Origin of the sequence: Empedobacter sp. UBA2044 (genome assembly GCF_002333005.1) — a bacterium.
Lineage (GTDB): Bacteria > Bacteroidota > Bacteroidia > Flavobacteriales > Weeksellaceae > Empedobacter > Empedobacter falsenii_B.
On the sequence record NZ_DDBA01000027.1, the window covers coordinates 39,167 to 62,748 of the forward strand.

Genomic DNA, 23,582 nt, shown 5'->3' on the forward strand with positions numbered 1-23,582 from the left:
AAACTATGCAAACTGAAAAAGTTGTAGAATATATTGTTTCTTGGTTGAAAGATTATTTGGAAACAGCGCACCAAAAAGGCTTTGTGATTGGAATTTCGGGCGGAATTGATTCGGCTGTAACCTCAACACTTTGTGCGATGACAGGCTCCCCTTTACTTAATTTGGAAATGCCAATTCATCAAGAAAAAAATCAAGCGGATAGAGCAAAACGTCATATTGAATGGTTAAAAAATAAGTTTTCGTCGCCAATCGATTCGATAGAAGTTGATTTAACCTCAACTTTTGATGCAATGGTTTTGGCTTTACCAGAAACGGAAACAACGGATAAAGTGAATTTAGCCTTGGCCAATACACGCTCTCGTTTGCGTATGACAACACTTTATTATTTTGCTGGTTTACACAATTATTTGGTTGCAGGAACAGGAAATAAAGTCGAAGATTTTGGCGTTGGTTTTTATACGAAATATGGTGATGGCGGTGTAGATCTTAGTCCAATTGCTGATTTGATGAAATCGGAAGTGTATAAAATTGCTGAGTTTTTAGGAGTTAATACAGATATTCAAAAAGCAAAACCAACAGATGGTTTGTTTGGTGATGATCGTTCGGATGAAGATCAATTAGGTGCAAATTACGATGAATTAGAATGGGCAATGAAAGCGAAAGAAGCTGGAAAAACTGCAAATGAATTTGAAGGTAGAGAAAAAGAAGTATTCGAGATTTATTCCAGATTAAATCGTATTAACCAACATAAAATGGTTCCAATTCCGATATGTGATATTCCTGAGGAGTTGATGAACTAAGCGGTAAGCACAATTAATTTTTTCAATATAAAAGCAAGCGAAAGGTTGCTTTTTTTTATTTTGATGTGATGTTGAAACGAGTTCAATATGACTTACGTATAAATGTCATTCTGAATAAAACGTTAGTAGAATGAAGAATCGAAGATTCCTCCTAACGTCGGAATGACATTTTCTTAGTTTACACTTGAATAAGTCAAAAAGATAAGAAAAACAAAAAACTCAGTAATACTACTGAGTTTTTTTATGTTGTAAATAATATGCTATTGCGATATATGCGAGGGAGATTCCGGATAAGTTTGCCATTAAATCGACAAAATCAAAACTACGATGAAGTGATGTTAAAATACCTTGCAAAATTTCGATAAGAAAACTTACCAAAAACGGAATTATCATCAAGCGCAGAGTTGTTATTTTGTATGCGACAAATAACAAAATCGTCATCATCCCAAACATTCCACAATGTACAATTTTATCTAAATTATCAATCTCCAAAAAGATTTCTAATTCTTTGATTGTGCTTAATTTCGAGAAATTTTCTTGTGGAAGTAGCGTCAGATAAAACACCAACGCTACATATGCAAAGAATATTATTTTTTTTGTCTTATGCACCAATTAATTCTCCGTAAGCAGCTGCGTCTAATAAAGCATCTAATTGAGAAGCATCTTCAATTTTTACTTTGATAATCCACCCTTTTCCGTAAGGATCAGTGTTGATTAATTCTGGCTCACCTTCTAATTCAGTGTTAAATTCTACAACTTCACCGCTAATTGGCATAAATAAGTCAGAAACTGTTTTTACTGCTTCTACTGTTCCAAATACTTCTTCTTGACCTAAAGTTTCTCCTTCTGTTTCTACGTCAACATAAACAATATCTCCTAACTCTCCTTGTGCGAAAGCTGTAATACCGATTGTTGCTACATCTCCTTCTACAGAAATCCACTCGTGATCTTTACTGTACTTTAAATTGTTTGGAATGCTCATAATGTTTGTTTTATTGTTTTTTTAATTTCCGAATGTAAAGGTAGCACTAAATCCGGCACGAATTTGAGAAATTGGAAAAGCTGTTGAAATTTTATATTTACTCATCATCTGATCCCAATAGAATCTCAAGTTCAAATTCTTACTTACGTTATAATCTGCCGTTATCTTAAACGTCATAATTCGCTGTCCACCTGTAATTTGCGAATCTCCATAAATACTTGTTGGTACGTTTGGATTTTGTACGTCATCAAAGTTATAAATTACTTTTCGAATTGTTGTTTGATTATCTCTTAATGAGAAATCTCCACGAATATTTAAGTCACCTTTGATTGTTTTCTGATTTCCTTGGTAACGAATCTTCATTTTGAAATCTTTGAAAATATACCCAAATCCAATAATATATTCAGATCCATAATCTTCTGTATACGTATAATTTGTTGTACTTAATGATAATAAACGATCTCTGTTATATTGTGCACGTAATTGCATACTGTTACGGAATGTTAAATCCACTCCCAATAATGGTGAAAATGATTCGATCATCGTAACCGCTCCATATAAATTCTGTGTATAGAAGTTTCCGTTTTCATCTTTACCAGTCACTTGTCCACTACCCATAATTCCTGTATCTAACATAAAGTTTGGATTGGACTGAATACCAGTTGTTGTATATGTCGAATTATATGAACTCGAAACCTCAACATTATCAAAATATTTATTAATAATTGGAACAGATTTCAATCCTGTGTACGTTACGCGCCAATTCGGAACTGGAATAGAACGATTGTACCCTAACTTAGACGAACCTGCATCTTTTCCTTGGACTGCCGCTAAAAAGGCTGGTAAAAGTACATCAGAACTTCTTGCATTAAATCCTTCATAATAACCCAATCCATCAACATTTCCACTACCTCTTTTCTGTGCTAAACGTCCAGAAATAGTTTTAGTATTTGTTAGGAATTGCTCAAAAATTGCATCTCCATCTTTGAAAGCTGTTTTGATATTAACAGTTGAAATATTAAGATTTGCTAATTCATCGATGTAAAGATTTTCGACTGCTAAATTAAATCCTGAATGATAAATACGACGATCTTTTGTGCGTTTTGCATTCAAATCAATTCGTAAATCTGGAATAGGCTCAATTAAAGCAGTTCCATTAAAATCAGAACCTTTTGTAATTTGATACGCATCTGTCATCAATTCATCACCAACAATCAATCCTCTTTCGACTAATTGTCGTTTGATATCGAATTGCGTTCCATAAACAAAACCTAAAGTTGGTCCATTTTTACCATCAACACCAAAGAAACCTGGCTCATACAATAATCCTGGAATTACAGCTCCATTTGTCTGATTATACGTAAAATTAGCACGCTTTAGTGATGATAAAACCATCCAACCATAATCTTTTGCTGTAAATTTATGTTTGAATTTATAAGCTGATTTCTTATTTGTACGACGTTTTTTAGCAAATAAATTTGTATAAACTGTATTCAACGAATCTATTTCTGCTCGACGTCCTTTTAAGATCGAATCGTAACGTTTATATCCTTTAAATTCTGGATAAAATTTTGCAAAATCTAAATCTCCCATCAAGTTGATCGAATTCGAGTTTTGAGCTGTACCTCTACCTAAATTCGCAATTCGTGTTGATGTAGAACCATCAGGATTTGTAACTTCTGTCTCAAAATTTCTGTAAGCTGTAGAAGTTGCAATCCAGTTATAATTCGAAGTAAATCCAGCTTCAACATTCATCCAATTTAAATATGGGAAGAATTTTAAAGGTAATTTATAATTCACCTGAAATTGTTGATCATACTGAACTGGACGTCCAATTGTGAACATATTTTGCCAAATCATATCTTGATCTGCACGCTGGAAAGTTGTTCCATCATTCAATGTCATTGTCGAAGATGTTAAATCTAAACGCAACGATTTTGTCAAATCAAAACCTAAATTATATTGCCAATTGAACAAGAAATTGTTACTATATGTCGGACGAATTAAACTCGATGAGCTTCCTCCACCTAAATATTGACTGATATCTCGATATTGTCTTTCACTGTAAGTACGCGCAATCTCTGTACGGAAAGAGAAACGTGTTGGCAAAGGATTCACATTAAATTCACGAATAAATTGTAAATATTTTCCTGATTCCTCTTTTGGTTGAACCGCACGCCATTTTTTGAAAGGCTCGTACGATTTTCCTCTAAATCCGTAATTATAATTAATCGACGCTCTTAATTGTTGGTTGATGTTATATTGCGTGTAAATATCACGGTAATAATTATCCGAATACATCATCGAAACTGAAAAGTTAGATGGATCATAGAAACGAACAGGGTTGTTGTTATTTGTTGATCTAACTTTTCGAATATTATTAAAAGCAAAACTTTTGAACTGCGTATAAGTACGAACAACTTTTTCTAATTCAGCTTTATTAGGCGCTTCATCAAAAATAATATCATTGTCTAATGGATTATATTTTGGATCGACAAAACTTTCCTGAATTGTAAAATCGAACGGAATTTCCATTCCCCATTTCTTTGGTAAGAATTTGTCTAATTTTACTTGTGCATTCAACGCATATTGTAATGATTCGTCCTGATTACGATTTGCAGGACCTTGATCTATCGCACCAAAACCTACAGAACTTGTGCTTCCAGAAACTTGTACATTCGCAAAATCACCTAAATTGAACTGCACATTTGCTGAAGCTGCATAACCACCTTGGTTATCAATTTCGCTTAAACGAAGTTCATTTACCCAAAGTAAAACTTCTTTATCAGACGGTCCAGAAGTGTTACGAACCCCAATCATAATTGAAGAGACATTACCCAATGTTGGACGACCTTTTACATAAACCGTTTTGTTTGGATTCTCTTGATCAAAAGCAAAATTGAAACGTTGCAATGTACTGAAACCATCAGCATCCCTTTGTTTTTTAGCATCTGTAAACAAATCTGTATTCAGATCGATAAAGTTTTCATCTGGCCAAACTGTGCTTTCTGTTGCAGAACTTTGTGGCGTATATTTCAACGGCATTTCATATTCATAGTAATTATCTGTATAATCACTACCTACACGAATAAATAATTTTGTACCATTATCAATCGCATTTGAAGCTCTATCTAATAAGTTTTGAGCAGATACAAACATTTGTAATTTTTTGTATCGACGCAAATCTAAATTTGTATTCTTAAAAATAGCTTTTGAAGTACTTCCTGGTTTAAACTTCGCTTTCAATGTCATCGAAGCTTCGTTCTGAGATTGATATCCCGTTGTTCCTTGTGTTTGTTCACGATAAACTCCAGGAGGAATCATATAACGAGGGCGATCAGTACCATTTCGTTCGATACTAACCTCACCAACTTCTAAATCATCAATATTCTTATCCTCTTCGTAACCCTCTTGATTACTAATAATATAAGGATAAATGTTTTTGGTATAACGACGCCATTCAGAACGAACTAAATCAAACGTACCAAAACGAAGAGTTGTTTCTTCCTCGAAACCTCGCATCACCATACGCATAAAACGAGCAGCTGTTAATACGCTTTCTGCTTGCGCAATAGACGCATCATTGTTTAACTCTTCTACTCCATCTCCGTCAAGATCTAAATCAAAGTTGTCAACAGGAATACGAACTTGATACCATTTAACATCATGTTTCGTTTTGTCTGGAAATTCTCCTTGAACCGTTTTTCTTGCAACAATAAATTTATTGTTTGGATCTTCTAACGTTTGACGGTTAATTTTTAATGTATACTGATTATAGTTTTCTGTCTGATCTAAATTGAAATCACCATTAATATCTTCTGTATCTGGCGTTAAAGATGATGCATGTAAAGGATTATCAGTTGAATTATTTCCTTGTGGATTTCTGAAATAACGGTAACGATCTTGAACCGTATTCCCGATTGATGCACCTCTAAAGCGATCATCTAAGAAGAATAAATAATTATCATTCGCAGGATCTAATTCTCCTGTTACTAAATTATTACTCGTTATTCCATAACGTTGTGCTTCTTCCTCATCTGTTAATCCATTATAACCCAAATCTTGTTGTTTTCGGGCAGCTCCTTCCGTATCAAAAGCATATAAAATTGGATTTAACTGAGGTGTTAATCCCCATTTAGAAGCAACAGTCGCCGCACCATTTCCAGAATGAGGCAATCCATTTTCGTACATCATTTCGCCGTCTTTTAAGACATCTTCCGAAACATTTCCTAAATGTACCAATAGCTCTCCTTCTCCACCTTTTCCATCTGCATAAGGATCCATCATCCAAAACTCGATGTATTCCACATTCGAATCTTTGAAGTTAGAAACTGAAATAGGACGCATAATTGCTCCCCAGTTTTTCGTATCTACTGCATTTGGATTAACATTATAAGGTCCACGTTCTTGCGGATAGAATGTCATATCTAATGTGCTGATGTATGAATTTGTACCAGCCATTACATCACGTTGATCGAAAAGCTCTTTCAGCTTAATGCGACGCGCCATATGCGTTGACATTTGTTGATCTGTTAAAGGCGAGCTTCCTCCCATCCCATAAAAACGAGGATCGATAGAATACCACGATAACATACGACGACCATTGTTGAATGATAAATCGTCATTTTTCATTCCATTTGGGAAGAACGGGTGGTAACCAGAAGCAGAATATCCAGCAGGTTTTCCTGGTGTTGATCCAAATTTCCATGAACCAACATCTAATAAACTAATGCGCGATTGTGCATCTTCGAAATCGTCTATATAAGAATAACCTCCTGTCACTTTGTTCATTCCTGGCATCAAATAAGCCGCCTCTGCCTGAACACTAATGTTCGACATTTGGTCCGTTTTGATTCCCGGAATTTTATTTGTTAAACGAGTTAACCACTCAGCTTCTGAGTTATATTGTGTATTAAGTCCAACAATTGTGTTATTCACAGGTTCTGAACCAAATTGTGTTTTTTGCGTAACTGGACGTTCTTGGTAATTAATTAAAGTTCCGCCTAACATAAACTTATCACTAAATTTATGCTCGACATTAATTCCCATGAAACGTTTTTTCTGTAAATTAAATGTAGATTGATTTTCTAAAGAAACATTAATTGGTGCTCCAGAATTTTTCAATTGTTCATTAATGATTTTTACACGCCCCAACTGATAATCTACCGTATAATCTACGCCTTCCGTCAATGTTGCTCCACCTGAAGTTACCTTAACAGAACCTTGCGGCACATTAAAAGCTCCTAATGGAATACCATCTGTCACTGTTCCTTTGTAACGACCTTCTAACGTATAACGATTAGCTAATTTTTCGCCAGAAAGAGTATTTGGTAATTGACGATAAATTTGATTGAAAACGTATTCTTGATTTTGACCTTGTAATTTATTGCTCAAATATTTACCAAAAGGTTCTACAGAAGTAAAAATAATGTTTCCTCTTTCTGTATCAATTGTCAATCCTGGTTGAAAATCAAATAAACCATCACCTTTACTTCCGTCAGGATTTTGTTGTAATTGTCCGTTCGAATTTAATCTATCCATGTTCAGAACTTGAATTAACGATTGTTCTGAAACAGCAGAATTTGGTAAGTAATTTAATTTTCCAGAAGATTGTTCACCATTATCCTTGAAATTAATATTCATCAAAAAATCTTCACTCGAAACACCATAAGCATTTAACGAATAAATATTTTTCATCATCAAATCCCACATTGGCGAAGCCACATTAACTGCAGAATTTGGTTTGATTAATTTCGCAATAATTGGTTTATCTGTCTCGCTCGACATTTGTCCAACTTTGTATAATTTTGTCGGATCAGAGCTTAACGAATATTGAAACGAAACCGCTAATAAATCTTCACCATCAACCAAAGGCGTATTCAAGGAAATGTATCCTAATTTTGGATAGAAAGTGAATTCGGAAGCATCAAGTTTACGAACATTTTCGTTGACGATAAAGTTTTCTCCATCCTGAAATTGTTCTCCATTGAAAGAATATCCGTTCAAATAACTTCTTGCATCACTAATCTTAGTAAAACCTTGAGAATTAATCTCATTAAATAAGGCATTACTACTATTTTGAGGCGCTGTATCACCTTCTGCAATATCTCGCAAAGCGATAATAGAACGTCTATTCTGTTGATTCCCTCCAGATTTATCAACTTTCCAAACCTCAATATTACTAATATTGATATTACTATTAACCGCAGGATAATTTGCTAATGCTTTGTCGTAACTATTTCTAAAAAATTGACCTAAGAAAAAGTGTCTATTGTATTCATATTTTTCGGCAGCGACTTTAAAATCAGTCATCACACCACCTCCTTGAACCACGATATTTTTAGATTCCGAACGTTGTTCTGAAAAGACAGCCGATACATTTGTACGACCAAATTTAAGATCTGTTCTAACTCCAAAAAGTGACTGCGCACCCGTAATCAACGAAGTACTAAGCGGCATCGAAATATTACCAACCTCAATATTTTGTAGGATATCATCTTCTCCACCAAATGGATCTAATTTATTCCCTAAAGCCTTTCTCCACTGAAGTTTCATTTGATTTTCGAAGCCAAAACCGGCTTGCGTATCATAATTCACTTTCATCTGAAGATTTTCTCCGACTCTACCCAAAATACTCAATTGCATACGTTGGTTAAGATCCATTGTAAGCGTTTGACGGTTTTGTGGCAACAACATTGGATTATCTATCTTTTGCAAGAAAACACCCAATTCTAAATTTGCATAACCTTGCGGAATTAATGAAATTTCTGATCCACCAAAAATAGTTTCGAAAGCTTTAGATTTCACCTTAAAACTTGGTAAAATACTTCCTTCTTTTTTTCCTTCCTTATCACCAAAACGTTCTTCACGATAAAATTGATCATTGGTTTGAGATTTTGTACGGAAATAATTTTTCATGTCTTGATTCTGAACCAAAGTCAGGTATTCTTGACGTGTCAAATAGATAGGTTCGGAAACTAAACTTGTTCCAATTTGAGGATATAAAATATACTGACGCTTTATCGCATCATATTGTACATCGTATTTTATTTGATTATCTAAAAACAATCCACCTTTTTGATCTCGGATAGGAAACTTAAGCGTATCACTTTCCTGAGCCATAACATCGCTCATAGTTCCCATTGCAAAAAGGAAACACAAAGCCGCTATAGTAGAGCCTTTACGAATAGTTTTTGGTTCGTTATGAATCTTCATTAAATTTTCTTCAAGGTTTCTTTTACTAAGAATTCCACGTCTGCATCTGGTTGATCTTGTAAGATTTTGTCCATGATTTTCTCCGCAGATTTTTTAGGAATTCCTAAAACTTCTAAAGCAGATAACGCTTCATTCTTAGATTTATTTTTAACCGAAGTAGAATTAACATCTAATATTAAATTTTGATCCAATTTATCTTTCAAATCAATGATGATTCTTTGCGCCGTTTTAGCTCCAATTCCTTTTACACTTTGCAATAATTTGGCATCTTCTTGAGCGATTGCAGTTGCAATTTCTTTGGAAGAAAGTGTAGAAATAATCATCATTCCAGAAGCTGGACCAACACCGTTAACACTAATTAATTTCTGAAAAATTTCTCGTTCTAATTTTGTTGCAAATCCATAAAGTATATGCGCATCTTCTCGAACAATTAAATGTGTAAAAATTGTAACCAACTCTTCGTGTTCTAAAGTAGAATAAGTATTCAATGAAATATTGACCCAATATCCGACACCATTGCAATCTATTACAGCATTTGTTGGATAAATCTCGATTAATTTACCTCTTAATTGTGTTATCATTTTGACGTTTATTTAGTTACACTACATATAGTGATAACGTCAAAAATACAATTTATTTTGTAAGGATGAAAGTATTGATTTGAATGAAAGCCTTGTCAAGATTTAGAACCCTTGATAAGGCTTCGAGTGATTTGAATTAAATATTTTGAGAAATCAATTTTTAGTTTTTTAACGCTATAATTTTCTCAATCATTCTTTCGGCATTACCGTTGGTTCCGCCAAGACTGATGGCTTTATTGTACCATTCTAACGCCAAATCATATTGCTTGTTAGTAAGATAAGCTTCGCCCAAACTATCGGCAACACTTGCGTTATTTGGGAACTCTTTTACAACCAGTTGAAATATTTTTATAGACTCATTAATTTTGTCTGCTCTTAATAATTCGTAACCCAATGTGTTAAGTTCAGTTGGATTTTCAAAACTATACTCTTTTTCGGAAGTATTTTTCAATTGATAATAATTCTCAATCGCTTTATTGACATCAGTTTGTGCCTCTTTTCTTAACGCTTGGTAAATCGATTTTTTAGGGATTTCAAACGATTTTCCCAACATAATATCACGAATGATATGTCCTAAATCCCAAACTTTATTTCGATTGTTGGATGCTAAAATGATAACTACATCATTCTTCATATCATTTAACACCAAAGATTCAAATTTGTAGGAGACACCATTATGACGCTGCAATTCTTCTTCTGCAAAATAATCTCCAAATGATCCACCTTGATGGTCTTTTGTATAGGGATTATTCAATAAGGTTTCATAGGATTTTCGGGTAATCAAACGATTATGATCCATCGCATCAACCCATTTGTACATATCGTTTGTATCCATCCAAAGCCAACCACTGATAAATTCCATTTCTGGGCATCGAACATTGTCCATATCATAACAAGATGTTCGGTTTTTATAATCGAATTTTGCATCAAACACAGAATTTGTCATTTTCAAAGGTTTAATAATGTTTTTCGTTACAAAATCTTGAAAAGTCATTCCTGTTATTTTTTCAATAATTCTTCTCTGTAAAAAAACATTGCCATTATCGTATCGGTAATCCTTTTCAGGTTCAAATAACAAAGTATCCGTTTTTCTCAAAATCTTTCAAGCTTCTTCATCATTTTTCGGGACTATTAGCCCATTTTCTATTCTGGGAATTCCGCTGGCATAATTAATCAGATGTCTTGTCGTTACTTTTTCCGACCATTTTGGTAAATCTAAATTGTATTTCGAAATCGACTCGTCAAGATTGAGTTTACCGCGCTCTACCAACATCATAATTGCAACTGCATTAAATTCCTTTGCAATAGAGCCAAAATTTAAAATTGAGTTCTTCGTTAAGGGTGTTTTCTTTGTCTCATCGGTAAAACCAAATGATTTTTGATAGATGATTTTTCCTTTTTTGGCAACCAAAACATTTCCATTGAACAAACCTCTTTCGTAAGATTTACTCATTAAGAAATCGATTTTTTCGGTGACATTTTGAGCGAAAGTGAAGCTTGAAAAAATCAGCAAAACGAAAAGGAAACCGATATTTTTTGCTAGATTATGTACTATCATAATTGTCTATTTCTTCGATTCTTTTTCAATTTTTGAAAGCATTTCTTTTGCGTTTTGATTGGCCGGTTCCAACTGCAATACTTTTTGATAATCAGCTTTTGATGCTGCGAAATCTTTTTTATCAAAATAAGCTTCAGCACGGCTATCGTACGCATTTGCTAAATCAGGAAATTGATTAATATTCAAACTGAAAATCTTGATAGCTTCATCAATTTTGTTATTTCTTAAAAATTCGTAACCCAAAGTATTCAGTTCGCTTGCATTCGAAAAATTGTAATCGTTTGGATTGGTTAACTTCAATTTTTTGTAAAGTTCAATGCCTTTATCAATGTCTTGATTGGCGATTTTTTTAATTGTTAACGAAATAGATTCCTTTATGGGTTCAAATGGATAATTTCTCCAATGATTTTGATAAGCAATATTTGAAACAATTTCATTGATTAGCTGCATGTTTCTACCGTTGGTCATCACAACAACGCCGTTTCCATCTTCCAAACTTCCAATGTAGTGACAAACAAATCCATCATTTCCACCGCTGTGACCAAAGTATTTTGTACCATTATAATCTTGAACAAATACACCTAAATTGTTATCAAGCCTTTTAATTGACATTTCTTTTGAAAGAATTTTATTGGATTTCCCTTGTAAAGACAGTTGAGTTTCGATGATGTATTTTGCCAAATCTGTCGGATTTGTCCACAAACCAGCAGCAGCTTGTTCGGGATAAATATGGTATTTACCAACAACTTCTACCTTTCCATTGTAACCCGTCGCTAAAAGATTTTGCTTGTCCGACGATGGCGGTTGATTGAAGGAACTTTGCTTCATTCCCAAAGGTTGCAAAACATTTTTTAGCATATAATCTGCATATTTTTCGCTAGTTACATTTTCAACAATTAATTGAGAAACAGTCGTGCCACCGCCTGAATATTGAAACTTGAGACCAGGCTCAAAAATAGAACGAACGGCATTAGAATTTGCAGGTTTTTCGCCATCCAAAATTTGCGTAATCGTCGGTAAAGCTTGTCCTTTTTCATAACCACCAAAACCGCTGACAGAAAGTCCAGCCGTATGACTTAACAATTGTGCGATGTTGATTTTTTTTCCTTTTGAAATCGAATCGTAAGGAAATTTCCATGTTTTTAAAAAGGTATTAATATCCTGATCCAGATTTAATTTTTTAGCTTCAACCAACTTTAGAACGCCCAAACTGTTAAACGATTTACTAATCGATGCTGCTTGAAACAACGTTTTTGAAGTCGTTGGTCTTCTCTCAGAGACATCCGCAAAACCATAGGCCTTTACCCATTCAATCTTGTAATTTTTAACGACAGCAATACTTACTGCATTGACTTCGTAAAAATCCATTCGCTCTTTTAAAGTCGTTTTTTTAGTTTTAGTCTTGTCCCAAGCATTTAAATTATTCTCTAAAGATTTGATTTTTTCGTTGACATTTTGAGCATAGGTAAAGCTTGAAAAAATCAGAAATAGGAAAAGGATTGCATTTTTCATAAGTGAAACCATTTGATTGTGATTCATATTCAATAATAATTATTTTTCTGCAAAACTGCGTCAAAATGCTTTAATACACGACCGACTAAAAAAAGTCGAACTCATTTTCCTGAAAGTAGTAACAATTAATTCGCGTTTTTCCTAAAATCAGTCGGCGTTGTACCCGTATATTTTTTGAATGAAGTACTAAATGATGATTTGGAATTAAAACCTACTTCATAAAGGACCTCTAAAATTGTCACGTCTTTTTTAGATGGATCTCTTAAAATTTCTTTGGCTTTTTCGATTCGGTATTCATTAATAAAATCAAAAAAATGTTTGTTCATATATAGATTAATCAAAGCCGATAAATCTTTCACGGGCATCTTGACTTGCTCCGCCAAATTCTGAATTGTTAAAGACGAATCCAAATAAGGCTCGTTTTTAAGCATAAAATCTTTTAAAGATTCGATTGCGGCATTTTTCTCCTCATTAATTTCGGGACTCGGTTTTTCTTCGGAAACGACTTCTTTAATCGGTTTTAAATCCGAATTCACTCTACGGAAAAAATCTGGATTGTTTAATGCTACTAATAGATACCAACAGGTACAGATAAAAAAAGAAACGCTATCAAGCATAACAATCCATTCCCTCAATTCTACATTTCCCAAAATAAAAGTAACTACCCATCGTGTCAATACTAAAAAATGTACAACATAATACAGAATGCTAATTTTATAAAGCGTATTGAAAATGGAAATATTGGGGTTGGTATAATTCTCGAGATAGACCGTTTTAGCTTTTCTAATCGCCAAAAATGAAGCAATGAAATAAGCCTGAAATAGAACTTCAAAAAGAATATGAAAAAAAATCATTATCGGCGATTCTTTAAGTCCATTGATAAAACTAATTTTTGCTGCTTTATCTTGAAAATAAATCCCGTACGCCATATACAAGTTGAACGCAATAAACGGAATGGTATGCCATAAATGTTTTGCTTTTAAATGAAATTTTGTAAAACAAACCGAACAAACGTAGAAATAAAATGATGCCTGAAAGATAAAATTAAAACTCCAACGAAAAGCTTCTAGATTGATGTAATTGATAGGGAAATCCCGCATCAAAAACTTCAAACCATCCGCAGCAGTCGTAAAAAGGAAAAACGCCAATAAACAGTTGGAAAGTTTGTGCTTGGTTTTCACCGTAACCAAAAATAAGGCAAGGACAAGTACAAGGAAAATCCCTATAAAAGCAGCTATTTCTTTAAATGTGAAGTTGTCCATTTTGTTTTGAATACAAAATCAAATGTAATATTTTTTCACATCTTTGAGAAAATACATTTATTCAATAAAATCTACATACAATGCTCATCCATTCCATTTAGCTGAAGTGCTTCTTTGGCTGGTGAGATAAAAGGTATGTTTAATTCTAATCCACGAAGGATAAATAATACACCCAAAATAAGTGTGATAATTGGTAAGATTTTCAAGATCGTTTGACGCTGTTTCACTGATAAAAAATTACCAAATAAAACGGTTGCAAACATCAGAGGCAAAGTTCCAAGTCCGAAGAAGAACATAAACATCGCACTTTTGTAAACAGATCCTAAACCAATGGCTGCTGTAAGTGAAGCGTAAACCATTCCGCAAGGTAAAAGTCCGTTTAATACACCAACTATATAAAGAGAGGAAGAATCTTTCTTGATTAAGAATTTACCAAGAGAGAGTTTTACTTTTACCATCAAGGCGTTTACAGGACGAAGTTGCGTAGCACCATTTTCGTAAAATTTTGGAATCATGACCATAATAATCATCAAAACTCCAATCAAAATACTTAGATAATTTTGTAATCCAACAAATGAAAATGATTCACCAATCAATCCTAAAATTGCACCTAAAATTGTATAAGTGGTTACACGTCCTAATTGATAAGTCAAATTACGAAGTGTAAATTTTAGTTTGTTTTGAGATTCTAATCCCAAAGATAAAGCAATAGGTCCGCACATCCCCACGCAATGCAGGGACGATGTAAGACCTATGGATAATGCTATGATAACTATTGTGAAATCCATCGAATGGACTTTTTAATCAAATAAGTTTGATTATTTTCTTTCCAGCTTAAAGTTAATTCGTATTCTCCATCAATTAACTTAACAGATGGTACTAAAAAATTCTTTTTATCAGATAATTTAATCGGCATTTTGACATCTTTTGTTTCGTCATCATTACGCATCAAAAAAATATCTCCTTTAAAATCGGCAGCAGTAGTCGCTGGAAATTGAAATAAAAATCCATTTGCTTGTACAATGACTTCTGGCTTTTCTTCCAAAGCATTTGCACGTTTTTCAGCATTTATTTCATCCTGAAAATGAATTTCTTTTTCGTAATAATCCTCGGTTACCATTCCGCCTGTATCTCCTGCAAAATATAACAACGATAGAATGAATATCATAAAACATCCCAAAGCAATTGCTACATAATGTCCCCAATTTAACTTCATATGATTAATATTTGAATGGAGCTGAGAAGCTCGTTTCGTATTTATCGATTACTTTTCCTTTTTGATTGACTAATCCAATCACGACTTTTTCTTTGTACGATTTAACTTCATCCATTGGAATTTTCAAGAAGAATTTCCCTTGGATGATTTGACCTTTTTCCATGTCCAATTTATTTTCGCCTTCGTACATTTCTACTTTTGAGTTTTTGTGAGATAGCAATTGAACAGTTACAATTTGGTCTGCATTTGTTTTATTGTACAATGTATACTCGAATTGATTAACGTAATATTTACCTTCTACTTTGTAATCTGTTCCAGGAACTTTAAGGTATTTAGATTCTACATCAGAACGAGAGAACAAGAAAGCTGTCATTGCTCCAATTAATAATAATAAAGCAAATGTATAAGCAGCTAATCGTTTTGTGAATTTGAATTTTTCGCCACGTTTGATATCATCTTCCGAAGCATAACGAATCAATCCTGTTGGTAAACCGACTTTTTCCATTACTTCGTCACATGCATCAATACAAGCTGTACAGTTAACACATTCTAATTGGATTCCGTTACGAATATCAATTCCAGTAGGACAAACAACAACACATTGACCACAGTCAATACAATCTCCTTTTCCTTCTGCTTTACGATCTTCATTCTTTTTGAATTTTGCACGACCAGCTGTTCCTTCACCACGTTTGAAATCGTATGTTACATTGATTGTATGCGAATCAATTAATACTCCTTGGAAACGTCCGTAAGGACAAACCAATGTACACGCTTGTTCGCGAAACCATGCGAATACGAAATAAAACATTGCTGAGAAGAAAACTAATCCAACCAATGTTCCTACATTTTCGGCTGGTCCTTCTTTTATAACTGCGTATAAAGCGTCAGCACCAATAATATATGCTAAGAAAACATTAGCAATAATAAATGAAATGATAGCGAAGATGGTCCATTTCAATAATTTTTTACGAATTTTTTCTTCGTCCCAATCTTGCTTATCTAATCTAATTTGTTTTGCTCTATCTCCTTCTATGGCGTATTCTATTTTTCGGAAAACCATTTCCAAGAAAATTGTTTGCGGACATACCCATCCGCAGAACAAACGACCATAAGCCATGGTGAATAATACGATGAAAATAATTGTCGTAATCATTCCTAAAGCTAAAAGGAAGAAATCGGATGTAAAGAACGGAAATCCGAATAAGATGAATTGGCTGTGCAAAACATCAAATTTGAATAATGGATTTCCATTAGGTAATTTAAAGAAAGGCGTTAAGATTAATATTGCTAACAATACATAACTTACATACGTCCTATAGTTTGTAAACTTACCTTTTGGCTTTTTAGGATAAACCCATTTACGTTCTCCAGTTCGCTCCATGGTTCCAATGGAACTACGAACATCTTCTTTCATTTGGTTGTTATCATCCAAATAATCGTCTAAATTAAATTCATCTTTTGGGTCAGAATTTTGAACACTCATTTTAGTGAATTTTAAATGTATACAAATTTACGACTAAAAAAGAAAAGAGAGCTTATAAATAAGCTCTCTTTCAATATGATATTTGTTGTAATTATTTAATGAATTACTTTTGTTTCCATGCTTCCATTAAGTCACCTTGAGGAGCAGCTGCACCTTCTGCAACTGTTTTCGTAGGTTCTTTTTGGTTGATGTAATAAACATAAGAAGCTACTTTCTCAATTGCTAATCCAGATAACTCTTTACGTTGACCAAATGCACGCATTTGAGGATTGTGAGGAGATCCATTATAAACAATGTGATAGATATTTTTGAACAAACTATCTTCTACATGATTCACCCAGTAATCATCAGTTAAGTTTGGTCCAATACCTCCTTTACCACCTTCCATGTGACATTGTGTACAGTTTTGCTCAAAGATTTTTTTACCTTGTTCTACGATTGCAGGATCGTTAGATTTGTTTACAGCTCCTGTGATATCAATATCATTTGCAACTGCCCAAATACTATCTTGCGCATCTTTGTAAACCATTTCTTCTTCGTATTCTTTGTCCATGTGAGCAAAGTCAGTGAAGCTATATGCCATTACGTAAACTACCATAAATACTACACCAAAGTAGAATAATGATAACCACCATTGTGGTAAAGCGTTGTCTAACTCTTTGATTCCGTCAAAACCGTGATCTAAGATAATAGATTCTTCTTCTTCGTCTGATTGTTTTTTACCAGCACTACTGAACAATCTTTTGAAGTAACCGATTTTACCATCTTCTAAATATTTAGCTTGTTCTTCTTCAGATAATCTTTTAAATTTCTCTGCTTCAACAACTTTGTTTAAAGCATTGATGATTAAAAGCATCACGATTGCAACTGCTAATACTGCCCAGAAAATTCCTTGTGCAAACACATGTTTCAAGTGCTCCAATAAATTGTGCATCATTCCTTGAAAACCTGGTTCTGGCACCACATCTACTGGCGTCACCATTGTAAACGCTAAGATTACTGCTAATAGCGTTAATGGAATAAATATATAAGCCGGGGTACGTTGTCTCATTTTGTATTATTTTTTTCGTTCTCTTCTGGTTCTAAATCTAAAGCTGCTGACTCGCTGTCTTTGTAAAACTCTTTTGGTTTTTTCATAACCTTAACAAAAATCGTCACAAAGACTGCTATAAATCCTATTAGGATTAATGTCTGCAATAAAGATGCATACTCATACTGAGAAAGGAATTCTTTATAATATTTTAACATTAGTTACTTGCTGTCTCTACTTGTTCAGCTTTGATATCTGTTCCTAAACGTTGTAAATATGCGATTAACGCTGTAATCTCACGATCTCTTAACGGAACAAACTCTTTACCTTGTTGTTTAGCTTCTGCTTCTTTTTTCGCATATAACTCTTTCAAGTCAGACGCATCTTTAAAGATAGTTTGCTCGATTGCTAAAGCTTGTTTGTTCATAGAAACTTGCATACTGTCAAAATCTTCTTGTTGATAAGGAACACCTAATGCAACCATTGATTTCATTTTATCACGCGTTAACTCACGGTCTAATTTATTGTCAATTAACCAAGGGTAACGTGGCATGATAGAACCATCTGATGTAGAACGTGGATTCCACATGTGTTTGTAATGCCAAGCATCTGGGTTTTTACCTCCTTCGCGGTGTAAGTCTGGACCAGTTCTTTTAGAACCCCATAAGAATGGGTGATCGTAAACAAATTCTCCTGCTTTAGAGTATTCACCATAACGTTTTACTTCGTCACGGAATGGACGAACCATTTGCGTATGACAAGCATTACATCCTTCACGAATATATAAATCACGTCCTTCTAATTCTAACGGAGTATAAGGTTTGATACTTGCGATTGTAGGTACGTTCGATTTTACTACGATTGTAGGAACAATCTCTACTAAACCACCAACAGCTAAAGTTAATACTGCTCCAATTGTCATTACTAATGGAGTTCTCTCAATCCAAGAGTGAACACCTTCTCCTTGTGCACGTGTAGAAGCTTTTGGTGCTAAAGCTGGTGCCTCTGCTTCCTCGTTTGCAACAAAGTGTCCAGATTTTACAGTTTTCCAAACATTGATAATCATTAAGATTGATCCTAATAAATATAATGTTCCACCAAATGCACGTAATGGATATAACCATTTTTTAAGAATAGTAACTGTTTGTAAGAAGTTACCATATTCTAATGTTCCGTCTGCTGCAAATTGTTTCCACATTAAACCTTGTGTCCATCCTGCAACATACATAGGAATTACCCAGAATAAGATACCGAAAGTACCAATCCAGAAGTGAGCGTTAGCCATCTTTACAGATGCTAATTTTGTATTGAATAATTTTGGTGCTAAGTAATAGATCATACCAAAAGCGATAAATCCATTCCATCCTAAAGTACCTACGTGTACGTGAGCAGGAACCCAGTCTGTAAAGTGACCAATTTTATTTAATGTTTTTGTTGCTAACATTGGACCTTCAAAAGTAGCCATACCATAACAAGTTAAGGCAACTACGAAGAATTTCAAAATAGGATTTTCTCTTACTTTATCCCATGCACCACGTAATGTTAATAAACCATTTAACATACCTCCCCAAGATGGAGCGATTAACATGATAGAGAAACCTGTTCCTAAAGCTTGCGCCCAACCTGGTAATGCTGTATAAAGCAAGTGGTGAGGACCAGCCCAAATATAAATGAAGATTAATGACCAAAAGTGGATAATAGATAATTTGTATGAGAATACAGGTCTATTAGCTGCTTTTGGTACAAAGTAATACATTAATCCTAAGATAGGTGTCGTTAAGAAGAATGCTACGGCGTTGTGCCCGTACCACCATTGTACTAACGCATCTTGAACTCCAGAATATAAAGAGTACGATTTTGGAGCTGTTAAACTAAATGTTACTGGGATTTCTAAATTGTTAAACACGTGTAACATTGTAATTGCTGCCCAAGTTCCGATATAGAACCAAATTGCAACGTACAAGTGACGTACACGACGCTTAGCAATCGTTAAGAACATTTGTGCTCCAAACAATACCCAAACTAACGCGATTAAAATATCAATTGGCCATTCATGCTCAGCATACTCTTTAGAAGTGTTGTATCCTAAGATAAATGTTACAAATGATAATACAATAAATAATTGCCATCCCCAGAAAACGATCCAGCTTAAAACATCGCTGTACATTCTGGTTTTCAACAACCTTTGCATTGAATAATAAGCTCCAGTAAAGAAAGAGTTCCCAACAAAGGCGAATACCGCAAATGTTGTGTGAATCATTCTTAATCTACCAAAACCAAGTTTTCCTTGCGAATTGATTAGTCCTTGAATGTTTCCTCCAATTGTTCCATCATCCGATCCGAAGATGTATTCTGGTAACGTAGGAAAAAACAACAAAGTTGCAACCAATACTCCAAAGAAAAATGCCATAACTGCCCAAAACAATGTGGCATAAAGGAAATACTTTACGATCTTATTGTCGTAACTAAAAGTCTGCATTTGCATTATGAGTCGATTTTATCTTGTGTTTTTTTATCATCTTTTAACATTCTCACCGCTGGAGATTCGTCTTCGTCAAACTGCCCTTTCTTGTACCCTAAAAAGAATAAAAGAAGGAAAATTGCCCCCAAAGAGACACTAACTAATATCATTAATAATAATATCCCCATAGCTCCACAAAATTACAAAGCCCTAAGTTCTTATCACAATGATTTTGGTCAGAGCAGTATGTATAACTCTAATTTAAAATCAATCTAAATTCCATTTTGTTAATTTATCCGCAATTCGGGTACTTGCCGTTGCAAAAATTAACACTGAGATAGAACTTATTGGCATTAATATAGCCGCTACAACTGGCTGTAAATAACCAGAAACAGCAAAACTAAGTCCAACAATATTATACAAGAAACTGATGAAAAAAGCAATTTTTACAAATTTCATCGTGGTCTTCGATAACTTCAAAAAATTTGGAATTGCCGAAAAACTTTTTGCATCCAAAATTCCATCGCACGAAGGTGAAAAACTGTTAATATCCTCAGAAATAGAAATCCCTACTGTACTTTGTTTCAAAGCTCCAGCGTCATTCAATCCATCTCCAAGCATCATCACTTTCTTCCCATCTTGTTCCAATTGTTTGATGTATTCTAACTTATCAGTTGGCGATTGATTAAAAATCAATTTTGCATTGGTTGGAAAAATAGTTTCTAAATATTCTTTTTCAGAATCATTATCCCCAGACAAAACGTGTAACTGATAAGCATCCAATTCTTTCAATAAACGATCTAAACCTTTTCTATATCGATTGGTGTAAACAAATTTACCAAAAACTTCTTCATTAATTGATATAAATACTTGAGATTGATTTAAAGTATTTTCATTAAAAATAGCATTCGTAAAACTTCTCGAACCAACTTTTATTTGATGTCCATCTACATCAGCTTGCTGACCTTTACCTACAATCTCTTCGTAATTAGAAATCGGTAAATGATCATCAACTGTCAACTTCTTATATAACGTACGACTTAACGGGTGATTAGAGTTTCTAATCAATGCTTTCACCAATTGCTTTTGATACTCAGAAAGTTCTTTCCCTTCGTATTGCACTTGCGCTTCATCACTTTCCGTAATTGTACCCGTTTTATCAAAAACTACATCTGTAATTTTCTCCATTCTTTCGACTGTCGATGTATTTTTTACATAGAATTTCTTATTACCAAAAATACGCATCATGTGTCCCAAAATAAACGGAGACGATAAACCTAACGCACAAGGACAAGCGATAATTAAGATTGATGTAACAACTTCTAATATTTTTGAAGAATCGTGGAAATACCAATAAACAGCAGAAATTGCTGTAATAATAAGGATGATTAATGTGAAATAATGACTGATTTTATTCGTCAAAGCATTCAACTCAGATTCTTCTTTCTGGAAAGCATCATTGTTCCATAATTGGGTTAAATAACTTTGATTAACATCCGAAATAATTTCCAACTCAATTGCATGACCAGATTGTTTTCCACCAGCAAATATTTTATCTCCAGCTTTTTTCTGAATCAAACGAGATTCTCCCGTCACAAACGAGTTATCAATCATCGCTTCACCTTTCATCAAAATAGCATCGGCTGGAATAATTTCTTCATTTCTAATTAAAATTCGATCACCTTTTTTCAAATCAGCCAACAAAATTGGTTGTTCATAACCATTTTCTAGTTTTGCAACTGCAATTGGATAAAACGATTTGTAATCTCGATCAAATGCCAATGCTTGCATTGTTTGTTGCTGAAACCATTTACCTGTCAACATCAAAAATAAAAGCATCGCTAATGTATCAAAGTAACCTGGCGAAATATCAAAAATGATATCATAAGTCGATTTGAACATAATCACGATAATTCCTAACGCAATTGGCACATCGATATTGATATATTTATTTTTCAGACCTTGCCAAGCCGAAACAAAATAATCGGTAGATGAATAAAAGAAAACAGGCAACGATAACGCGAACATTGTCCAACGGAAATATCCTTTGTTTTGATCTAACCATTGTTCTTTTACATTACCAAAAACTTCGACATATTCTGGAAACGATAAAAGCATAATATTCCCAAAACAGAATCCTGCAATTACCAATTTGCTCACCAAAGAACGATCGACTTTGCTTTTTTTCTTTTTGTCTAATGTTTTTAGATTAATCGAAGGTTTGTAGCCTAAATTTGTAATAAATCTTGCCAAATCACCTAATTTCAAATCCGCATCACGATACGTAATCTGAACAGTTTTTTGCGTAAAATTGACATTAGAAGATATAATATTTGGATTAATCGTATCCAAACTTTCTAACAACCAAACACACGAAGTACAGTGCATTACAGGCACGTAAAAGGAGACAACTGTAACGCCGTCATCTGAAAAATCGACAACTTTATCAAAGATTTCTTTTGTGTTTAAGAAATCAAATTGATGATTACTTTTTCCATCAGGACGCAAACCTGCATTACGATTAAGGTCGTAATAATCTTTTAGATTATTTACGTTTAAAATCTCGTAAACCGTTTTACAACCCTGACAACAAAAATCCTTTTCATCGAACTGAATAACCTCTTCTTCAATCCGTTGACCACAGTGAAAACAATTCTCTTCCATACTATTTTACAAAATTACTTTCCTTTTATCAGAATTAACGTTAACTTTGTATGAATTAAGTCATAACAACAAGATATGTCAGAGTTTAATGAGAATGTAGTATCGATTAAAGCGATGTTTGATAACCCAGAGTCTTTCGGGGTTTTTAGTAAGGAAGAATTATTGGAGTTTGAGCAAGAAAAGAAAATCATCAACCTAAAAAAAGGAGACGAAATTATACAAGAAGGTCATACACCAAAAGGTATATATTGCGTCATGAAAGGAACTGCTAAGTTGTTCAAAATTGGTTTTAATGGAAAAGAGCAAATTCTACGTTTTATCAACGAAGGTGACATTATCGGTTATCGCTCAATCTTAAGTCAAGAAGTTTTTGGTGCATCTGCAACTGCAATGACGCCAGTTGAAATATATTATATTCCAGAAAAATTCTTCTTAAAATTATTAGAAGTTAATCCAAAATTAGCTTTCAATATTTTACAAAGAATTGCAAAAGATTTGGGAGAATATGCAAGAACAATTACTTATTTAGCACAAAAAACAGTTCGCGAACGTTTGGCTGAAGTTTTAATTTTATTAGAAGGAAAATTAGGAACAGACAAAGACGGATTTATCAACATTTCGTTGACACGCGAAGAAATGGCAAATTTGATTGGAACAGCAACAGAATCTGCAATTCGTTTGATTTCCGAATTCAAAACTGATGAATTAATCGAAGTTGAAGGAAGAAAAATCAAAGTTTTAGATCATCAAAAATTGACTAAATTAGGTCATGTTATTTTGTAAGAATTTATTCTTGTGTAACGTCCTGAAAAAAT

Annotated in this window: 16 protein-coding genes and 1 pseudogene; 2 read left to right on the top strand and 15 right to left on the bottom strand. The window is 33.8% G+C overall.

Features of this window, described 5'->3' with window-relative positions:
* The first annotated feature begins 5 nt into the window (after positions 1-5).
* Positions 6-800 carry an NAD(+) synthase gene (nadE, locus tag B4E59_RS04280; protein WP_286495309.1) on the top strand — a complete coding sequence of 265 codons (795 nt, stop codon included), beginning with the start codon at positions 6-8 and terminating at the stop codon, positions 798-800.
* 228 nt (positions 801-1,028) lie between these two features.
* Here nadE and B4E59_RS04285 read toward each other — a convergent pair whose 3' ends face one another.
* The 15 genes and pseudogenes from B4E59_RS04285 to B4E59_RS04355 form a co-directional block, all read right to left on the bottom strand.
* Positions 1,029-1,409, bottom strand: coding sequence for a VanZ family protein (locus B4E59_RS04285; protein WP_221854263.1), 381 nt, complete (start codon positions 1,407-1,409; stop codon positions 1,029-1,031).
* Complete coding sequence (gene gcvH / locus B4E59_RS04290) at positions 1,402-1,782, bottom strand: glycine cleavage system protein GcvH (RefSeq protein ID WP_038335019.1); 381 nt, start codon at positions 1,780-1,782, stop codon at positions 1,402-1,404. The genes B4E59_RS04285 and gcvH overlap by 8 nt, the downstream gene beginning before the upstream one ends.
* A gap of 21 nt (positions 1,783-1,803) precedes the next feature.
* Complete coding sequence (sov, locus tag B4E59_RS04295; RefSeq protein ID WP_291051646.1) at positions 1,804-8,997, bottom strand: T9SS outer membrane translocon Sov/SprA; 7,194 nt, start codon at positions 8,995-8,997, stop codon at positions 1,804-1,806.
* Positions 8,997-9,578: a Holliday junction branch migration protein RuvA gene (ruvA, locus tag B4E59_RS04300; RefSeq protein WP_180905294.1), complete on the bottom strand. Its 582-nt coding sequence runs from the start codon at positions 9,576-9,578 to the stop codon at positions 8,997-8,999. The genes sov and ruvA overlap by 1 nt, the downstream gene beginning before the upstream one ends.
* Positions 9,579-9,738: 160 nt before the next feature.
* Positions 9,739-11,136 (bottom strand): annotated as a pseudogene (locus B4E59_RS04305) (serine hydrolase).
* 6 nt (positions 11,137-11,142) lie between these two features.
* Positions 11,143-12,648, bottom strand: coding sequence for a serine hydrolase (locus B4E59_RS04310; RefSeq protein WP_291051650.1), 1,506 nt, complete (start codon positions 12,646-12,648; stop codon positions 11,143-11,145).
* A gap of 125 nt (positions 12,649-12,773) precedes the next feature.
* A complete protein-coding gene (locus B4E59_RS04315; RefSeq protein ID WP_291051653.1) occupies positions 12,774-13,910 on the bottom strand; it encodes a helix-turn-helix domain-containing protein in 1,137 nt (378 codons plus the stop codon).
* 71 nt (positions 13,911-13,981) lie between these two features.
* The gene (locus B4E59_RS04320) at positions 13,982-14,698 is read right to left on the bottom strand and encodes a sulfite exporter TauE/SafE family protein (protein WP_286487080.1); all 717 of its coding nucleotides are present in this window, start codon (positions 14,696-14,698) and stop codon (positions 13,982-13,984) included.
* Positions 14,683-15,126, bottom strand: a complete 444-nt coding sequence (locus tag B4E59_RS04325) for a FixH family protein (protein WP_291051659.1) — start codon at positions 15,124-15,126, stop codon at positions 14,683-14,685. The genes B4E59_RS04320 and B4E59_RS04325 overlap by 16 nt, the downstream gene beginning before the upstream one ends.
* A 4-nt stretch (positions 15,127-15,130) precedes the next feature.
* On the bottom strand, positions 15,131-16,612 hold the full coding sequence (gene ccoG / locus B4E59_RS04330; protein WP_291051662.1) for a cytochrome c oxidase accessory protein CcoG: 1,482 nt from the start codon (positions 16,610-16,612) through the stop codon (positions 15,131-15,133).
* A gap of 103 nt (positions 16,613-16,715) precedes the next feature.
* Positions 16,716-17,663 (bottom strand): cbb3-type cytochrome c oxidase N-terminal domain-containing protein, encoded by a 948-nt coding sequence (locus B4E59_RS04335; protein ID WP_180905300.1) that lies wholly within the window; start codon positions 17,661-17,663, stop codon positions 16,716-16,718.
* Entirely contained in the window at positions 17,660-17,860 is a 201-nt protein-coding gene (locus tag B4E59_RS04340; RefSeq protein ID WP_180905301.1) for a cbb3-type cytochrome c oxidase subunit 3, read from the bottom strand. Before B4E59_RS04340 ends, B4E59_RS04335 begins: the two co-directional genes overlap by 4 nt.
* Entirely contained in the window at positions 17,860-20,127 is a 2,268-nt protein-coding gene (ccoO, locus tag B4E59_RS04345; RefSeq protein WP_180905302.1) for a cytochrome-c oxidase, cbb3-type subunit II, read from the bottom strand. Before ccoO ends, B4E59_RS04340 begins: the two co-directional genes overlap by 1 nt.
* Positions 20,127-20,291: a cbb3-type cytochrome oxidase assembly protein CcoS gene (gene ccoS, locus B4E59_RS04350; RefSeq protein ID WP_019974626.1), complete on the bottom strand. Its 165-nt coding sequence runs from the start codon at positions 20,289-20,291 to the stop codon at positions 20,127-20,129. The genes ccoO and ccoS overlap by 1 nt, the downstream gene beginning before the upstream one ends.
* A gap of 79 nt (positions 20,292-20,370) precedes the next feature.
* Complete coding sequence (locus tag B4E59_RS04355; RefSeq protein ID WP_286487084.1) at positions 20,371-22,767, bottom strand: heavy metal translocating P-type ATPase; 2,397 nt, start codon at positions 22,765-22,767, stop codon at positions 20,371-20,373.
* A gap of 75 nt (positions 22,768-22,842) precedes the next feature.
* Here B4E59_RS04355 and B4E59_RS04360 point away from each other — a divergent pair, with 75 nt between their 5' ends.
* Complete coding sequence (locus B4E59_RS04360) at positions 22,843-23,550, top strand: Crp/Fnr family transcriptional regulator (protein ID WP_125349884.1); 708 nt, start codon at positions 22,843-22,845, stop codon at positions 23,548-23,550.
* The last annotated feature ends 32 nt before the right edge of the window (positions 23,551-23,582 follow it).

What these genes read in the sequence shown, in the direction of transcription:
- nadE (WP_286495309.1), top strand. Translation starts at nt 6, where the DNA reads ATGCAAACTGAAAAAGTTGTAGAATATATTGTTTCTTGGTTGAAAGAT.
- gcvH (WP_038335019.1), bottom strand. Translation starts at nt 1,782, where the DNA reads ATGAGCATTCCAAACAATTTAAAGTACAGTAAAGATCACGAGTGGATT.
- sov (WP_291051646.1), bottom strand. Translation starts at nt 8,997, where the DNA reads ATGAAGATTCATAACGAACCAAAAACTATTCGTAAAGGCTCTACTATA.
- ruvA (WP_180905294.1), bottom strand. Translation starts at nt 9,578, where the DNA reads ATGATAACACAATTAAGAGGTAAATTAATCGAGATTTATCCAACAAAT.
- B4E59_RS04310 (WP_291051650.1), bottom strand. Translation starts at nt 12,648, where the DNA reads ATGAAAAATGCAATCCTTTTCCTATTTCTGATTTTTTCAAGCTTTACC.
- B4E59_RS04315 (WP_291051653.1), bottom strand. Translation starts at nt 13,910, where the DNA reads ATGGACAACTTCACATTTAAAGAAATAGCTGCTTTTATAGGGATTTTC.
- B4E59_RS04320 (WP_286487080.1), bottom strand. Translation starts at nt 14,698, where the DNA reads ATGGATTTCACAATAGTTATCATAGCATTATCCATAGGTCTTACATCG.
- B4E59_RS04325 (WP_291051659.1), bottom strand. Translation starts at nt 15,126, where the DNA reads ATGAAGTTAAATTGGGGACATTATGTAGCAATTGCTTTGGGATGTTTT.
- ccoG (WP_291051662.1), bottom strand. Translation starts at nt 16,612, where the DNA reads ATGAGTGTTCAAAATTCTGACCCAAAAGATGAATTTAATTTAGACGAT.
- B4E59_RS04335 (WP_180905300.1), bottom strand. Translation starts at nt 17,663, where the DNA reads ATGAGACAACGTACCCCGGCTTATATATTTATTCCATTAACGCTATTA.
- B4E59_RS04340 (WP_180905301.1), bottom strand. Translation starts at nt 17,860, where the DNA reads ATGTTAAAATATTATAAAGAATTCCTTTCTCAGTATGAGTATGCATCT.
- ccoO (WP_180905302.1), bottom strand. Translation starts at nt 20,127, where the DNA reads ATGCAAATGCAGACTTTTAGTTACGACAATAAGATCGTAAAGTATTTC.
- ccoS (WP_019974626.1), bottom strand. Translation starts at nt 20,291, where the DNA reads ATGGGGATATTATTATTAATGATATTAGTTAGTGTCTCTTTGGGGGCA.
- B4E59_RS04355 (WP_286487084.1), bottom strand. Translation starts at nt 22,767, where the DNA reads ATGGAAGAGAATTGTTTTCACTGTGGTCAACGGATTGAAGAAGAGGTT.
- B4E59_RS04360 (WP_125349884.1), top strand. Translation starts at nt 22,843, where the DNA reads ATGTCAGAGTTTAATGAGAATGTAGTATCGATTAAAGCGATGTTTGAT.